This is a genomic window from Bradyrhizobium sp. SZCCT0153 (assembly GCF_018129995.1).
GTDB classification, from domain to species: domain Bacteria; phylum Pseudomonadota; class Alphaproteobacteria; order Rhizobiales; family Xanthobacteraceae; genus Bradyrhizobium; species Bradyrhizobium japonicum_G.
This window is the reverse complement of record NZ_JAFCKS010000001.1, coordinates 1,125,913-1,143,365: the sequence shown is the minus strand read 5'-3', so window position 1 is coordinate 1,143,365 and position 17,453 is coordinate 1,125,913. Positions and strand designations below refer to the sequence as shown.

Genomic DNA, 17,453 nt, shown 5'->3' with positions numbered 1-17,453 from the left:
GCCTTCGCAAAACAACGGTCGGTGGTAATGGGTCTGGCTTTCGCCAGGACGACACCGGGTGTGTGGCTGCCATCCAGCCACACATTCCCTACTTCGTCAGCAGCGCATATGCCCCGGTCCACCCCTCCGCCGGCGGATTGACCTGGAATTCCTTGATGCGCACTTCGTAAAGCTTGAACAGCTTTTCCAGCGTGTCGGCATCCTCGCTCTTGCGGCCGCGCTCGATGGCGTCCAGCGCGCCTTGCCAGTCGCGGCCGCGGTAGCAGCCGAGCATCTCGATGGTGACGTTGCGCAGGCGCTGGAAGGCGCCTGAAAGCATCACGTCCTCGCGGCCGGCGATGGCGTAGATCACTTCCGGCTCGGTCTTGCCCTTGACCATGATGAAGTCGAGTTCGAGGATCGCGAACTTGTCCTTGGCGGCAAGCGCGGTCCTGGAGCCGACGATGATGGGAAAGCCGTATTCCTTGGACTGCCCCTCCAGGCGCGAGGCCAGGTTCACGCTGTCGCCGAGCACCGAATAGTTCTTCTTCAGGTCGGAGCCCATGTTGCCGACCACGCCGATGCCGGTGTTGAGGCCGATGCCGACGTTGAGCGGGATGTAGACGTGGCCGCCGTCGGAGGCTTCCTGCTCGCGCTCCTTGTTGACCGCGTCGATCCGCTCCAGCATCCGGATCGCGGCTTCGCAGGCGTTGACCTCGTGCTCCTTGTCGTCGAGTGGCGCGTTCCAGAACGCCATGATGGCGTCGCCCATGTACTTGTCGATATAGCCCTTCTGATCGATGATCACGTCGGTCAGCGGCGTCAGGAAGCGGTTCATGAGCGCAATCAGCCCTTGCGGGTCGTGCTTGTAGGTTTCCGATATGGTGGTGAAGCCGCGCACGTCGGAGAACATGATCGTCATCTCGCGTTCCTCGCCGCCGAGCACGAGCTTTTCCGGCGACTGCGCGAGTTGCTCGACCAGAACCGGCGACATGTACTGTGCGAACATGCCACGGATCTGCACGCGCTGGCGTTGCTCGCGCACGAAGCTCGCGAAGATCAGCGTCAGATAGATCGCCGTGGTCGACAGCAGCGGATAGGTGAAGTCGATGAGGTAGCGGTACTGCGCGTAGAAGAACCAGGACACGCCGACCAGGATGACTGCAAACGCCGCACCCGCGAGCACCAGCCGCACGGGCCCAAGGTTCGGTGTGAAAATGATGACGAGCAGGCCGATGACGAGGGCGGCGAGCAGCTCGACGCCGAGTGCGTAGTTCGGCTGCGAAATCACCGCGCCGCTCAGCACGCTTTCCAGCACCTGGGCGTGGATCTCGACACCAGGCATGGCCCGCGACACCGGCGTGGTCTTGATGTCGTTGAGCCCGACGGCAGAGGTGCCGATCAGCACCAGCTTGCCGGCGATCTTGTTCGGCGGCACGGTGTTGTCGAGCACGTCGGCCGCCGAGACATAGATCGAGGGGTCCTGGGGGGCGTAATGCACCCAGATCTGGCCGTTCTTGTCGGTCGGAATCTCGACGCCCTTGAGGCGCACGGCCCGCACGCCGGTCTTGTCGGTGCGAACCAGCAGTGTCGGCGTGCCCGTTACGACGCGCAGGATCTCGAGGCTGAGCGAGGGCATGATGTTGCCCTGGGCTCGCATCACCATCGGCACGCGGCGGATCAGGCCGTCGCGCTCGGTCCTGATCGTGAACAGGCCGCGGCCGGCCGCGACCTTCTCGATGACGGGGACGTTGCGTAGCAGGCCAGGAAATTCAAACAGAAAGCGCTCGGCGCCCTCCTCGCCGACCGTCGCGACACCGGTGAACGGCAGCGTCTTGTCGAGCTCGGACGAGATCGCCGGCTGCCCGGTCTCGCCCAGCACCACGCGCGAGCGCTTGATCGCTTCGGAGAGTATCTGATCGTTGCTCGGCAATTCGCGCAGCTTGGCGCGGGTGGCGTCGTCGAGATAACGCATCTGGCCCGCCACCAGATCTGGATTCAGCCGGTCGGCCTCCGAGAATACCACGTCGAAGCCGATCGCCACCGCGCCTTGAGCCGTGAGGTTAAGGATCAGGTCGGCGATCCGCGTGCGTGGCCACGGCCACTGACCGAGCTTGGCGAGGCTCTTGTCGTCAATGTCGACGATGACGACCGGCCGCGCCGCCTTGTGGCGCGGATCGATCAATTGAAACATGTCGAAGGTGCGCAGCCGCAATTCCTGGATCGGCGGCGGATCCCATAGGCGAGCGCCGGCAAACACGACCAGCAGCGCCAGGCACATCAGCCGCGCAAAACCGAGCTTCCGCGCAAACCACCGCCGGAGGATCTTTAGACGTTTCATATCGCCCGAATTTCCCGCAGCCCGCCTTCGTCCGATGTTCGGGCGACAATACGCAATCAGCTATGTCTTTGATACCGGAATCCGCCGCAGACGAGGCGCCGCAGCCGAACCGGGGGCATGGCCGTCAGGCATGGTTCGCGACGATGAAATCGCTGGCGTGCAGGCTGCTCGCCACAAGATTCTTCACGCGGATCGACTGGTGATCGTCGAGCGTGACCAGAGTGTCGGCTCCCTGTTGCGTGATGCCGAGATCGCTGAAGGACTGGATGCCGGCAAACTTCTGCAGGTCGATCTTGTCCTGGCCCAGCTCGAAATCGAGGATCGTGCTCTGAACCGGAAGCGTCGAATTCGTGAAGGTAAACTGGTCCTGCCCGTCGGTCCCGACGAGGGTTGGTCCCGTGGGTGGATCGACGACCAGCGTGCCGCCATTGCCGTCGCTGGCGAAATCGAAGCTGTCGATGTTGTAGTTCCCGGCAAACTTGAGGATCGCGGTATCGGTCCCGTCGCTCAGCGTCAGCACGCCGCCCAGATGGTCGGCGTTCTCGGTGTAGGTCACCCCGGTCAGGCTCGAGAAGCCGATGTCCTTGAGGTCGAGGAGATCCGAATTGGCGAGGGTACCGTCACCGGCAAAGCCGTTGATGACGCCGGTGAAGTCGGCGGCGTGGTCGATCGCGAAGGTGCCGGTGGTTCCGGTTCCGTTGACGAAGATCACGTCCTCGGCGGAAGCTTCGCTGAGGTTCAGCACCGAACCGGTCTCGATCGTCATGGGTGAATCGGCAAGCGGATCGTAGACGGTGGTGCCGCCATGACCGTCGCTCTCAAGGTGCCAATTCAGGTCCCTGCCGAGGAACGACAGGGTGATGGTGGTCGCGCCGTTGTAGAAGTCGACGGTCGTGATGTTGGTGGCCTGATCGTACTGTGCCTGCGCCGACATCGAGGACGTCCAGGCGAGGTCCTTCATGTCGATCTCGTTACCGGACGAGAGCGGAGCCCCGGCCGGCGAGCCCGAGATGAGCCCGTGGAAATCCCTGGAGTGGTCCAGGATCAGCGTGCCCAGACCGTTGTCGTAATAGACGACGATTCCCGAGAACGATCCGTCGACCAGCGTCCCCGAAACAGACCCCTCGATCTCGACGACGGCCTTGTTGGAGATCTCGATCGCCCCGGTGCCGCTGACGTCGCCCTTGATGTCGATGTTCGAAACGTCGTTTCCGGAGAACGGGCCGGCCTCGATCAGACCATTGTCGACGACGTCACCGTTCACCGTGAACACGGTGCCGGGCTCGGTCTTCAGCGTCACGCCCGAGGCAACGGTGAGATCTTCGATCGTGACGCTGGTCGTGCTGTCGACGGTATAGGTCCCGGGCGCGTCGAGCTTGACGTCGTAATTGGCCGCAGGCACGCCCAGGCTCCAGTTCGACGCGTCATTCCAGGTGCCGCCCGTAGCATCGGTCCAGTGATCGGTCGGAATCAGCTCGACGTTCGTGCCGCCGCTTCCGTCGCTGCTGGTGACGAAGCGGACGTCGCTGTAGTCGCCGAGGAGGTGCAGCGTGATCGTATGCCCATGGGTGTCGCTCACGGCGAGATTGCCGGTCGAAACGTCGTAGGTCGCCGTTGTCCCGCTATCATACGTGATGGTCGACAGGTCGAGCTTGTCGGTCGCGACGAAGCCGGCGATCGACCCGCCAAAACTCGTGGTGTCGATCTGGAGCTCGGCACCGCCGCCTTCGAAGGTCACGGTCTGCGACACCGTGGCGTTGACCTCGAGGGTCGCATTGGCCTCGATCTTGACCGAGCCTGCGCCGGACAGCGAACCGAACAGCGTCAGCGTTCCGGTGTGGACCTCGATGCTGCCGGTGTTGGTGATGGTGCCGGAGATCGACGCCGTGCCCCAGCTGTCGATGTCGTGGGAATTGGCGATGCTCAGGCCGGAGCCGGAAACCGAGGCGCCATTGAGGAGATCGATCTCGCCGGCGTTACCGATCGAGGACAGATTGCCGAACACGCTGCTGCCGGAGACGGTCCAGATACCGCCCGACTTGTTGTTGAACGTGGCGGTGGCGACTGAGATATTGCCGTTGATGTGGCCGTCATTGTTGATCGTGATAGCGCCGCCGGTCTCGACAATGGCGTAGGTCATGGCGGTCACGGTCGAGGCGACGGCGGGTCCGATCGTTCCGGTGGCGGAATTGTCGATCAGCGCGGAGCCGCCGGCCGTGTTCTCCTGGATATAGATCGCGGCGTGGGCGGTCGGCGCCACGATCGATCCGGTATTGATGATGTGGGTCGAGCCGGCCGCGCCGGCCTCGTTCTGCGTGACGCTGATGCCGGCCAGGCTCGTGCTGGTGATGCTGCCATGATTGACGATGGTGACGTCGCCATTACCGGTGGCAACGGCGGCGAGACCGACCGCGCCGGTGGCGGAGCCATCGTTGGTGACGCTGACGTTGCCGCCGCCGTGATCGAAGGCGCCGATCGCGGTGCCCGTGGCGGCGGTGATCGAGGACGTCGCGCCGGTCGTGACCGTGATATCGCCGGCGCCCCAGGTGAACGCCTCGATGCCGTAGCCGGCGTCAGCGACGATCGTCGCGTCACTCGTGACGATGACGTCGCCATTGACTGCGTTGGAGAAGGCGCTGGTGCCGCCCGGCTTATAGCCGGCGATGATCCCGCCCGGAATGGAGGTGTCGGAGTTCGCGGTCGGGCCGGAATGGATCGTGCCATGCGCCACGACGGAAATCGTGCTGTCGACGTCGGCGGCAATCGCGGTCGCATAATTGACAGCCACGATGCCCGAGCTGCCCGAAATGATGCTGTCGCCGTTTGCGAGGGTGACACTGATGTCGCCCGCATCGATGCTGTAGGCGAGGATGCCGTAGCTGGTGGTGCCCGTCACCGACGCACCGGCACCGAGCGTCACGCTGACGTCGCCGGCGCCGCCGCCGAGCGCCTGCGCCCTGATGCCTTCCTCGGCACCGACGATCATGGTGCCGGCTGCATCGTTCACCGTGACGTCGCCATTCCCGTAATTATATGCGTGAATGCCGTAACCCGCCGCGGCGGTGATGTTCGCGTGGTTGTTGACGACGACCGAGCCGTTCACGCCAGTGTTGGCGTTGCTGCCGGTGGCGGCACCGTTGTAGCCGGCCTGGATGCCGGCGGGCGCATTGCCGCTCTGGTTCTGGCTGCTGCCGGAGTTGATCGTACCGTAGGCGTTGATGGTGATGGTGCTGCCGGATGCTGCGCCGAGGGACGTCGCCCGATTGACTGCAACGATGCCGGAGCTGCCCGACGTGATGACGCTGCCGGCCTCGGTCGTGACCGCCTCGCTGCCCGAGCCGTAGCTGCGGACCCGAATGCCGTAGATCGCGCTGCCCGTGATGATGCCGCCGGCGTCGATGGTGATGTCGCCATCACCCTGGGTGACCGCGTCGATGCCGTATGCGCCGCCAATGGCGCCGCCGGTTGCCGTCAGCGAAATGTCGCCGGCGCCGTTCTGGGTGACGACAATGCCGCTCGCCGCGCCCGTCAACTTACCGGTGAGTGCGAGCATGATATCGGCCGGTGCGACATTCGTGCCGCCCGACGCGGTGAAGTCGAGCGCGTCGCCGCTCGATGTCGTGATATCGGCCGCGCCCTTGATTGTGAACGTGCCGGCTGTCGTCGACTGGCCGGCGATGGTGCCGGTGAAGCTCTGGCCCGCGGCCTTGTCGAGCTGGAGGGTATCAGTGCCGCCGGCGAAGGTAATGGTCTGGGCCGTCGCCCCCGCGAGCTCCAGCGTCGCGCCGTCGTCGATGGTCACCGAGCCGACGCCGCTGAGGCCGCCGGAAAGGTTGAGCGTTCCGGCCTGGACCTCGATGGCGCCGGTGTTGGTGACCGCGGCCGAGATCGTGTTGAGACCGGAGACCCCGTAGAGATTGCCGGAGTTGGTCAGAGACCCGCCATTGATCGAGGTGACACCGGACAGATACAGCTTCGACGTCGCGTCGACCGTGACCGTCCCGCCGCCATTGGTGATCGTGACATCGGTCAGCTTCAGGACGCCGTGGTCGATCGCCTTGATCTCGGCCGTATTCACGATCAGGTCGCCGGAGACGTCGAGTTCGCCGTTGCTCACCCGGATCAGAGCGTAATTTGTGATGGTGTGCAGCGTCACCGGATCGATCGTCAGCGTGCCGCCGGTGACAGTGATCGTGCCGGTGTTGGTGATGTCGGCGTCGTTGATCGCGCTCGTGCCGGTCGATTCCAGCGTGCCCGCGATCGTCAACGTGCCGCCGTCGATGACTGCACCGACGAGATCGAGCGTCGAGCCGGCCCCGACCGAAACCGCGCCGGTGCCGTTGGTCACCGTCATCGAGATCAGCTTCAGCGTGCCGCCATTGATCGCGGCCAGCGTGCCGGTGTTGGTGACGGCCTCATGGTCGATGTCGAGTTCGGCGCCATTAGCCTGAAGCGTGCCGGCGTTGGCGATGGTGGCCGAAGTGACGGTGGCAAGCGTCAGCAGGCCGCCGACCGCTTCGATCAGGCCGTTGTTGATGATGGCAGCATCGGTGATCGTGGTCGCCCCGGACGAATCCAGCGTGCCGGAGATCGTGAGCCCACCGCCGGTCAAGCCCACATCCGACAGCGTCAGCTTCTTGCTCGTATCGACCTTGACTGCACCATGATTGGCGATCGCACTCCCTGCAACGGTCGCATCATCGAGCGTCAGCGTGACACCGTTTTCGACCGTGACGGCGCCCTTGTTCAGGGTCGCATTGCCGTCGATCTTGCTGTTCCCGGTGACGTCGATCGCACCGCCGACCGAGCCGCTGAAATTGTTGATGGTGCCGCCGGTGATCTCGGTTCCGGACAGCGTCAGCGTCTGGCCATCGTCGACCGTGACGGTGTGGCCGGTATTGGTCAGGACATCGTTGAGCAGCGTCGCCGCGCCGGCGATCTCCAGCGTGCCGTTGTTGCTGATCGGGCCGCCCTGGATCATGGCGCCGTCCTTGAGCTTGACGGTGTTGTTCAGCTCGATGCTGGAATTGTCGGTGATCGTCGAGCCCGACACCGTGACGCCGTCCAGCGTCAGCTTGGCGTCCGCCGTGACGATGCTCGTGCTCAGCGTCGCGCCGCCGTCGATCTTGCTGGCGCCGGTGACATCGATGGTGCCGCTGCCGTTGACGGCGCCGCCGCTGATCGTGGCATGATCCAGCATCAGCGCGGCACTACCGTCAACGATGACAGTGCCGCTCGAATTGTCGACGGTCGAGCCCTGGTCGATCGTCAGTGCACCGTTGGCCAGCACTTCGATGGTGCCGGCATTGGTGACGGTTTCGCCATCCAGCGCATTGCCGGTGCCGCTGACATTGAACGTGGTGTTGTTCTTCAGGATACCGCCGCTCAGCACGGCGTTGCCCGTCAGGTCGATCTCGCCGTTGACTGTGACAGTCCCGGCACCGCTGATCGTTGCGCCGTTCACCGTCAGCTTGCCGGTGGCATCGACGGTGACGTTGCCGGCATTGGTGACGCCGGAGCCCTGGTCGATGATCAGCCAACCATTCGCCAACACCTTGATCGTTCCGCTTGGCGTGTTGGCGACGGTCTCGTGGGCGAATTCCGCCGTGTCCTTGACGTTGACCGTGCCGGAATTGTTCAGCGTGCCGTTCTCGATCAGGCTGCTGCCTTCGAGCTCCAGCGTGCCCAGAATGGTGACGGTGCCACCATCGACCGTCGTGCCATCGACGATCAGCGTCGCGCCGGCATCGGTCTTCAGCGTGCCGCCGGCATTGTGGATCGTGGCCAACGTCTTCAGCGTGCCGCCAAATAGTTCGAGCGTGCCCGAATTGGTGATCGTGGTGCCGACGGCGAAATCGCCGCCGGCTTTGAGCGTCAGGTATCCGGCATTGCTGAGTACGCTGGTGTCCAGGATCTCGGCCAGGCCGCCGACCGACATCGTGCCAGTCGCGGCGTTCGTGAAGATCGAGTCCGCACTCATGTCGAGCGAGCCCGCGATGGTCAGCGAGCTCTGGTTGATCAGCTGCGGCGGTGGACCGCCAAAATCATTCATCGTGACCGACTTGGCATAGGCTGCCGCATCGATCGTGGCCGGAAAAGACGGCGTCAGGCCGTGCAATTGATCGGTGATGACGATGACGTCGTCGTCGATGGTCGGAACGGTGCCGGTTGCCCAGTTTGCCGCATCTTTCCAGAAGCCTCCGGAGGGAGCCTCGGGTTTCTCCGTTGCGATCCACACCACGGCAGGCGCATCGGTGCCCGTGATCGTGACGGTGATGGTCTGCTGCGAGGTGGCGCCTTGCAAATCCGTCAGCGTCACGGTGTAGATCAGCGTCAGCACCTCGCCCCTCGGAATGAAGTCGGCAAGGTAGACGGGAAGGTCGGCCAGAGACCAGTTGATGGTGCCGGTGCCGTCCCCGGTGCTGTCGGCACCGGCTGCGATCGCGACCGACATCGCGTTCTGGAACGCTGCAAGCGGACCCGGCGGAACAGTCGTGCCATCGGGCAGGGTCGCACTGGTCAGCGCCACCGACACCGTATGCTTGTCGGTGAGATCGACGTCGTCGAAGCTCAGCGTGCCCGTCGTCGGCACCTCGCTGCTGAGCGGGCCACCCGGCACGCTGGTGCCGCCCTCGAAGGTGATGGTCGGAACGCTGGTGGTGATCACCGGCTTGTCGTTGGTGCCGGTGATGGTGATGGTGATGTCGATGAACGACGTTTCGGGGTTGACCGAGAAATTGTTGTTGATGCTGACCTTGTAGGTCAGCGTCAGGGTTTCGCCGGCCGCGAGGAAGTCGAAGACGTGGTCCGGAATTGTGTAGGTCCAGACCGCCGAACCATTGTTGCTGTTGCCACCGTCGGCGGCGACGTTGATCTGGATCTGCGTCGCCGCAATGTCCTGCTTCTGAAGCGCAGAGAGCGTGCCGGTGACATCCTGCTGGCCGGCGCTCTTGTAGACGTAGTTCGGCGCACCGGCGAGATCCACGCTCACCGTCGGCCGATCGCCCAGGTTTTGATCGATGAAGGTGATTCGGCCGGAGACCGTGTCGGAATCCACGGTGTCGCCGGTCTTGTCCGCGCGCTCGGTCAGCGCAAACGCCGACGTCACATTGCCGTTGGCATCGAGACTTCGGGAAAGGGGCGGGCCGGGAACACGGGTGCTGGTCGACGGATCATGGCCGGGGCCCTGCGATCCCGGCTGATTCAGATTCGTGAAGGTCGCGGTCGCGGTGGCACCGGTGTCCGTCTTGATCACGACGATGTTGCCGGTCTGGGTGATCGAATCGGTGAAGTTCGTGGTCAGCTTGGTATTGCTGTTGTTGTCGGTGAACTTCAGTGTGAACACGTCCGTGATCAGCTTCTGAATGTCCGGCGACATCAGCGCGTTGGAGATCGAGACGTTGCCGCCGCTGATCTGGATCATCTGGCCGGCCTGATTGACCGTCGCGATCGGCAGCAGCGTGACCTTGTCGAACAGGATGTAGGAGCCGGTGGTGCCGTTCGGCTCGACCAGAACCTGGAAGCTCGCCTGCGGCTGCGGATCGCCGCCGCCGGCGGGAACGACGAAATTGATCTGGCTCAGCACGGCCGTGCCGCGGATGCCCATGGTGGCGACCGGCGTGTCGACCTTCATGTCGCCGTGCTTGGCTGTCTCGCCGGCAACGAAGGTGATGGTGCCTGCGACCAGGCTGAGCAGCGAGGAGTTGTTCGACCCGTTGGGGTCGTAGACCATCTCGTTCAGCACCATCCGCGCATTGGAGGACAGGCCGAACACGGTGCCGTCGATGAAGGTGATGCCGAGCGTCGAATCCGCACCGGTCGAGACCACATCGCCCTTCTCGACATTGTCGCCGTTGTTCAGGATGACCGAGACGCCGTTGCGGATAGCCGTGGCGCTGCCGGCGAGCTTGGTGACGTGGCCGATGACCTGCGCGGCGGCGATGCCGGACGCGGCTTGCGCATATTGGACGTGGCCGGTGAGCGCGTTGACGATGTCGCCGGTGAGATGGGCGCCATCGGGCGATGAGATCGCCGCGCGCTTGTCGCCCCTGAAATAATCGTGAACGACGAACTCGTGACCCTCATGCGACAGCACCAGATCGGCGCCGGCGCGCTTGAACTCACCGTGAAAGATCAGGTTGGGATCGGGAACGACGAACGCGCCTTCCGGCACATGCCCATGAGCCTTGGCAATGAAGGAATCGACATGGCCATCGGCGGGCGAGCGGGAACCCAGGCCGTCCAAGGAAATCGCGGCGTCAAATTTGCCAGCGTAATTCAACCGGGCACCAAAAAAAGGGTTAAAATTTAAGTAAGTATCGTTCGCCTAAACTTGCATATCATTACCAAGTCCTTAGCGAAACCATCTATTGCTTGTGTGATTTCGCATCACCAAGCGGTCGTTGCTCCCAAGCGGCAGGGCACCCGCAGAGAAGTCAAAGTAATTTTTGAAATAATGAAAAGTAAAGCGGGACTTATTCTCGCTCATTTCAAGTCACCCCATGTGTTCTATTGTAGAAATTCTACAATAGATACTTTTGTCATCTTTTTTTCGCGGTTCCCCGCAGGATCTTGCGCCAAATACGGAGCTAGATCTGTGATCCAACTAACAGAACCCGTGAAATAGCGGGTCGTTAGCCATACGGCACGGAACCAAGTTCCCTGCAACTTTTGCCTGCAATTGGTGCGAATTCGCGGCAGCCGTGCCCTCTTAGCCCCCGATAGCCCCCGAATCGTAAAACTTTACGCAATTCGAGCAGGCCCGTTTCAGCCTGTCCCCCGGTTTTGGGACCGCAGCCGGGCGCGTTAAGCAGAACAAAACGGCCCGTCTCGCACTATCTCCGCGAAAGCAACAAAGCCCGGCACGCACAGGTCGAGGGGGACCTGACGAAGCCGGAAGGGGATGTCAGATGGAGACCGCTGCTCGCTCGCGCGCCTGGCGCGCAATCCTTGTCCTGTGCGGATTGATCCTGCTCGGATCGGCCGCCGAACTTCGCGCCGGCACGCTGCTGTCGCCGGGGGCCGGCATCCTCGTGCGCAAATCCGCCGAGCCGTTCGGCGTGTTCGCCTTCGCCATCTCCGGCGGCGGCCTGCAACAGAAATGGCTCGCGCTGAAATCCAAGCTAGACGACGACATGGTGCAGCTCGCACTGTGCGACGGCGACCGGGACAATTGTGCTTCGCCCGCCGCACTGAAACTGCTCGCCATCGTCGACCAGGCCCGCAGCCGTGACGGCCGCGCCCGGCTCGGCGAAACCAATCGCGCCATCAACCTCGCCATCCGGGCAGCCAATGACGGTGCCGAGGATGTCTGGAGTTCGCCGCTCGCGACCCTCGAGCGCGGCGCCGGCGACTGCGAGGACTATGCCATTGCCAAGCTCGCCGCGTTGCGGCTCGCGGGCGTTGCCAGCGATGACCTCCGCATCGTCGTGGTGCGTGACACCCGCGCCGGGGAAGAGCATGCGGTTGTCGCCGCACGGCTCGAGGGCCACTGGCTGATGCTCGACAACCGCCGCATGGCAATGGTCGAGGACGACGCCGCACGGAGCTACCAGCCGCTGTTCGTGCTCTTCCAGTCGGCCGTGATGAAATATGTCGACGAGCCGGTGCGGATATCGCTGGTCGCCGACGAGGCACGCTGATTGATCTGGTAGCCTGGATGGAGCACAGCGAATCCAGGCTGCAGGCCCGTGCCGACCACCCACCACAAACCCATTTCGCCGCGCGATCCGGAACTGCTAGCATGGCCGCGGCCATACTGGGGGCGACGGGAATGCGGTTCATCGTGCTGTCTGTGCTTGCGCTGCTGGCCTTGCCGGCAGCACCAGGCCTCGCGCAATCCGGCCCATCCGACCGCTCCGTCGCCGACAGGCTGCCGCTATTCGCCCAGAACAACTGCCAGCAGATCCGCGACCCCGGCAATCAATTGTTCTGCGGTGATCCCGAGCTTGCCGCTGCGGCCGAGAAGCTGAACTCGGGAATCGAGGCGCGGCTTGGCCGCCTGCCCGATCGCCTGCCGGCGATCGAGGAAAACGCGATCTGGGTTCGCCAGCGCAACCTCGGTTGCGGCATCGTCGGCCAGACCGCGATCCGCACCGACGATTTCGACCGGGTGAAGGCATGTCTACTCAAGGTGACCGAGGAGCGCGCCGCGATCGTGCGCGATCCGGATTTCGACTGTCTCGCGGCCAACACCGCCGCGGGCGCGGTGATTTGTGCGGACCCGTCGCTGGCGCTTGCCGAGACCGAGTTGAACGGCCAGGTGCTCGGTTTGATCGGCAAACTCGATTCGACCGCGTCGCGCTTTGCCTTTGCCGAATATGGCCGGTGGACGCGGGAGCGCGATCGCAAATGCAATCTTGTCGGCAAGGAGAACGTTCCGCTCGGAGAGCTCGAATCCGCTGAGGACTGTCTCGCCGCATATCTGAAGCACAAGACCGACGAAATCGGCGCGGCGAAAGGCGATCCCAAGAAGGTGTTTGGCCGGCAGGTCGCAGCCCGCTCGCCCGACACAGACGCCGTCGACTTCTGCGCCGCGCGAATCCATGCGGCCAATTCCTGTGGCAATTTCCTCCGCATCACCCGCGTCTACGCCATCGACAGCCATGTGACCGAGCAGGAGGCGCAGGTCACGGGCGAGATCGAAATGGCGGTGCTGGCGCCGTTCGCCACCTGCAGCAGGGTCGCGACCATCTGCACGGGCACTTGCTGGGACGCCGGAACGGGTCGTCCGCAGCCGGGAGCCGGCAACAAGGAGCGCTCCGCAGACGCCTTCAACGTCACGCGCCGCCTCAGGATCCAGCGAACCTTCGCCTTCGTGAAAGCCGCCGACGGCTGGCGATGCCGGGAGGACGCGCTGGCCCCGGTGAGCTCGGGCACTGCGGGCGGGGGCTCGTAGGTGTTTTCTTCCCTTCTCTCCTCGTGGAAGAAGGTGACGCGAAGCGCCGGATGAGAGGTCCTCTCCACTCGCAGGACCGTTCGTGGGGATAGAGACCCCTCCCCCGGCTTCGCTGACACGATGCCACCCTCTTCCACAAGGGGAGAGGGTGCACCATCGTTGCGGCGAGAGATCAGAACATCAGATTGTCCTTCACCAGCACCCAGCGGCCGCCCTTGACCTGTTGCACCTGGGTGATGGTGCTGGCGAGATGGTCGGTCTTGGAGAACTTCGTCGGAGGCGAGTTGAAGATGTCGACGAACTTGTCCCCGGATTCCAGCGCGTCGAGCATCTTCTGGCCGGTCAGATCCTTGCCGGCCTTCTGCGCGTAGAAAGCGAAGGTCATGACCGCGTTGTAACCGATGATGGCCTGGGTGTTGGCGTCCGTGCCGAACATCTTCTTGTAGGTGGCGAGCCAGTCCTTGACCTTGCCCTTGGCCGTGTCCTCGTAGGGGATCTCGAAGAGGGCGGCGGCGTAGAGGCCTTCCACGGCTTCCTTGCCGAGCATGGGCACCTCCATCACATTGGTGGGCGTGGCGCCGAGGAAGGTAACCTCCCAGCCGAGCTTCTTGGCCTCGGTCATGGCGCCGATGGGCTCACGGAGGATCGCGCCGAGCACGACGAGGTCGCAGCTGTCGGACTTCATCTTGGCGATCTGCGCGCTGAAGTCGGAGGCGCCACGCTTGTAGCTCGTGATCGAGGCCGGCTGCACCTTCATGGCGGTGAGCTGCTGGCTGAAGCCGTCGAGCACGTTTTTGCCGTACTCGTCATCCTGGTACATGATGCACGGCTTCTGGAACTTCTTCCACTCCATCATGTATTTCAGCGCCGCGCGCGTGCTCTCGACATAGGGCAGCAGGTTATTGAACTTCAGCCGCTCCTGCGGCTTGGCCGGATCGAACTTGAAGGTGAACTCGGCCGCCGTCAGCGGGAAGAGCTGAAGCACCCCCGCATCGAGCAGGATATCCTGTGCGGCGAGCACGGTCGGCGATCCCATTGCTCCCACCATCGCGAAGATCTTGTCGCGCTCGATCAGTTTCTGCGAAGCCAGCACGGCCTTCTTCGGATCGTAGCCGCTATCCTCGACGACCAGCCGAATCTTGCGGCCGTTGACGCCGCCCGCCGCGTTGACCTCCTCGACCGCCATCTTCATGCCGTTGGAGACCGGCACGCCCCAGCCCTTGATCGGGCCCGACAGATCCTGATGGGTGCCGATGACGATCTCGGATCCCGAGATGCCTTCGTTGGTGACCTTGGTTTGCGCCGCGGCCGGCAGACTGGTGAGCGCCATCGCGCCCACCGCAAGGCCGAACGCTCTCATCGATCTCGACATTGACGTCTCCTCTCCTTGGGGCCCGTATTATGCGAAGGGCGGGGGCCATCACTCCTTCGCTGTCTTCAGACGAACATCCCTTTGTTTCCGCGCATGCCTCTTGTCGGAAAAACTTCCCACTCTTCCAGGAGCATGCGCACGTCACGCCACCGCGCGCTCGCGATACATCGCGTCGATCTCGGCGGCATAGCGCTTGTTCACGAAGCCGCGCTTCAGCTTCATGGTCGGCGTCAGTTCCTCGTCCTCCGGGGTGAGCTGGCGTTCGATCAGGAAAAACCTCTTGATGGTCTCGACGCGGGCGAAATTGGTGTTGACCCCTTCGATCTCGCGCCAGATCAGGTCCTGGATCTCCGACGCGCGGCACAGGCTGGCATAATTGGTGAAGGGGATGTCGTGGTCCTGGGCGAACTTCTCGACATTCTCCTGGTCGATCATCACGAGGCAGGTGAGGTACGGCCGCTTGTCGCCGACCACCACGGCGTCCGAGATGTAGGGCGAGAATTTCAACTGGTTCTCGATCTCGGACGGCGTGATGTTCTTGCCGCCGGAGGTGATGATGATGTCCTTCATCCGGTCCGTGATGCGGACGAACCCTTCATTGTCGATGGTGCCGACGTCGCCGGTATGCAGCCAGCCGCGCTGATCGATGGCCTCCGCGGTCTTCTCGGGCTGGTTCAGATAGCCCATGAACAGGAAGTCGCCCTTGATCAGGATCTCGCCCTCGGGCGACAGCGCGACCTCGCCCCAGGGCACCGCCGTGCCGACCGAACCGAGCTTGATCCGCTTCGACGGCATCATGGTCGCGACACCGCAATTCTCGGTCTGGCCATAGAGCTCGTGGATGTCGATGCCGAGCGCGAGGTACCAGCGTATCAGCTCCGGTGCGATCGGCGCTGCGCCGGTGAAGGCAATGCGGCAGCGATCGAGTCCGATCATGCGGCGGATGTTGCGGAATGCGACCTGATAAGCCAGGCCGTTAGCGATGCGGAGCGACAGCGGCGGCGCTTTACCCTCGATCTTGCAATCGACCATGCGATTGCCGATTTCGATGGCGCGGCGGTAGACCCATTGCTGGAACGGCGTTGCATCCTTCAGCGCGATGGTGATGGCGGAATAGAATTTTTCCCAGATGCGCGGCACCGCGAGGAAGACGGTCGGCTGCACCTCGCGAAGATTGTCCGGCACGGTCTCCGGGCTTTCGGCAAAATTCATCACCGAGCCGAGCGCGACCGAAATGTAGTAGCCGCCGATGCGCTCGGCGACGTGGCAGAGCGGCAGGAAGATCAGCCGGTCATCGTTCTCTCGCGCCGGGATGAAGTCGTTGGCGTGCCGCATCTGATGGGTGACGCTGAGGTTGGCGTGCATCGCGCCCTTGGGCGGACCCGTGGTGCCAGAGGTGTAGACGAGCACAGCGAGATCGCCGGCGCTGCGACTGTCGATCATCTCCTGCCACAGCGCCTCGCGGTCGACCATGTGATTGCGGCCGAGCGCGCGAAACTCGTCGAGCGACATCACCATGTGGTCGGAGAAGCCGCTGAGGCCCTCCATGTCGAACACGATGATCCTTTGCAGGGAGGGACAGCGCGCGCGGCACGCCAGGATCTTGTCCAGCTGCTCCTCGTCCTCGGCAAAGATCACTTTCGTCCGGGAGTCGTTGACGAGATATTCGACCTGGGTCGATGCATCGGTCGGATAGATGCCCGTCGAGACGCCGCCGGCGCACAGGATGCCCATGTCGACGTGGACCCATTCGGGCACGGCGTTGGCGATGATCGAGGCAACGTCGCCGGGCACAAAGCCGCAGGCGTGAAGCGCGTAGGCGATCTCCTTCGAGATCTCCAGCCATTCGCGCCAGCTCGTCGGTTGCCAGATGCCGAATTTCTTCTCGCGGATCGCGGGCCTGTCGCCCCGCGTTTCAGCGGCGCGCAAAAAGCTCTTCGCGATCGTGTCAGCGACCGTCAGCACCGCCGGTCGATCCATCCGCGTTCCCTCCTCGTCGCTTCCCTCTCCACTGCCTGCCTTGCCGGCGGTCTATTGTTGCGGACGGGCAATCCCGTTTAGCGCCAGTTCTTCCTCAACGCCACGTCTTCTTCTTTTTCCAGCGCCGCTCGCCTCGCGCGCCCGCTTCCTTGGCGCCAAGGTAGAACTCCTGGATGTCCTGGGAATGCATCAAGCGGTCGCAGCTATCGTTCATCACGATGCGGCCGATCTCCAGCACATAGCCGTAATGCGCGGTCTCCAGCGCCACCTTGGCATTCTGCTCGACCAGCAGGATCGACATGCCCTGCTCCTCGTTGACGCGGCGGATGATGGTGAATATCTCCTTCACCAGGATCGGCGACAGCCCGAGCGAGGGCTCGTCGAGCAGCAGCAGCGTCGGCCGGTTCATCAGCGCGCGCCCGATCGCGAGCATCTGCTGCTCGCCGCCGGAGAGCTGTCCGGCCGGCTGGTTGATCCGCTCCTTCAGCCGTGGGAAGTAGCCATAGACGCGCTCGATGTCTTCCGCAACGCCGTCGCGATCCCTACGCGGATAGGCCCCCATCATCAGGTTCTCGCGCACGGAGAGGAACGGGAACACCTCGCGACCTTCCGGTACGTGGCTGAGGCCGAGCCGCACGATGCGGTCAGCCTCCATGCGCTGGATCGGCCTGCCCATGAACTCGATCGCGCCCTTCTGCGGATCGAGAATGCCGGAGATGGTCTTCAGCACCGTGGTCTTGCCGGCGCCGTTGGCTCCGAGCAGCGTCACGATCCGGCCGCGCGGCACCTCCAGCGAGATGCCGCGGATCGCCATGATCGGCCCGTAATAGCTCTCGATGTTGGAGAGCTTCAGGATGATATCCGGTGTCACCGCGGCATCCATC

At 63.4% G+C, this 17,453-nt stretch carries 7 protein-coding genes; 2 read left to right on the top strand and 5 right to left on the bottom strand.

Annotation, left to right across the window (positions count from 1 at the left end):
- Positions 1-88 precede the first annotated feature (88 nt).
- Together JQ572_RS05565 and JQ572_RS05560 are read right to left on the bottom strand one after the other, a co-directional pair.
- Positions 89-2,320 (bottom strand): CHASE2 domain-containing protein, encoded by a 2,232-nt coding sequence (locus JQ572_RS05565; protein WP_211381941.1) that lies wholly within the window; start codon positions 2,318-2,320, stop codon positions 89-91.
- Positions 2,321-2,444: 124 nt separating this feature from the next.
- Positions 2,445-10,601 carry a FecR domain-containing protein gene (locus JQ572_RS05560; protein ID WP_433996197.1) on the bottom strand — a complete coding sequence of 2,719 codons (8,157 nt, stop codon included), beginning with the start codon at positions 10,599-10,601 and terminating at the stop codon, positions 2,445-2,447.
- Positions 10,602-11,229: 628 nt separating this feature from the next.
- Here JQ572_RS05560 and JQ572_RS05555 point away from each other — a divergent pair.
- Positions 11,230-11,961 carry a transglutaminase-like cysteine peptidase gene (locus JQ572_RS05555; RefSeq protein WP_211381940.1) on the top strand — a complete coding sequence of 244 codons (732 nt, stop codon included), beginning with the start codon at positions 11,230-11,232 and terminating at the stop codon, positions 11,959-11,961.
- A gap of 131 nt (positions 11,962-12,092) precedes the next feature.
- Positions 12,093-13,217, top strand: a complete 1,125-nt coding sequence (locus tag JQ572_RS05550; protein ID WP_211382421.1) for a lysozyme inhibitor LprI family protein — start codon at positions 12,093-12,095, stop codon at positions 13,215-13,217.
- A 172-nt stretch (positions 13,218-13,389) separates the two neighbouring features.
- Here the strand turns inward: JQ572_RS05550 and JQ572_RS05545 are convergent, their stop codons facing one another.
- From JQ572_RS05545 to JQ572_RS05535, 3 genes are all read right to left on the bottom strand, one after another.
- Positions 13,390-14,589 (bottom strand): ABC transporter substrate-binding protein, encoded by a 1,200-nt coding sequence (locus JQ572_RS05545; RefSeq protein ID WP_211381939.1) that lies wholly within the window; start codon positions 14,587-14,589, stop codon positions 13,390-13,392.
- A 141-nt stretch (positions 14,590-14,730) separates the two neighbouring features.
- On the bottom strand, positions 14,731-16,569 hold the full coding sequence (locus tag JQ572_RS05540; protein ID WP_211381938.1) for an AMP-dependent synthetase/ligase: 1,839 nt from the start codon (positions 16,567-16,569) through the stop codon (positions 14,731-14,733).
- Positions 16,570-16,663: 94 nt separating this feature from the next.
- Positions 16,664-17,452: an ABC transporter ATP-binding protein gene (locus tag JQ572_RS05535; RefSeq protein WP_211382420.1), complete on the bottom strand. Its 789-nt coding sequence runs from the start codon at positions 17,450-17,452 to the stop codon at positions 16,664-16,666.
- Between the last annotated feature and the right edge of the window lies 1 nt (position 17,453).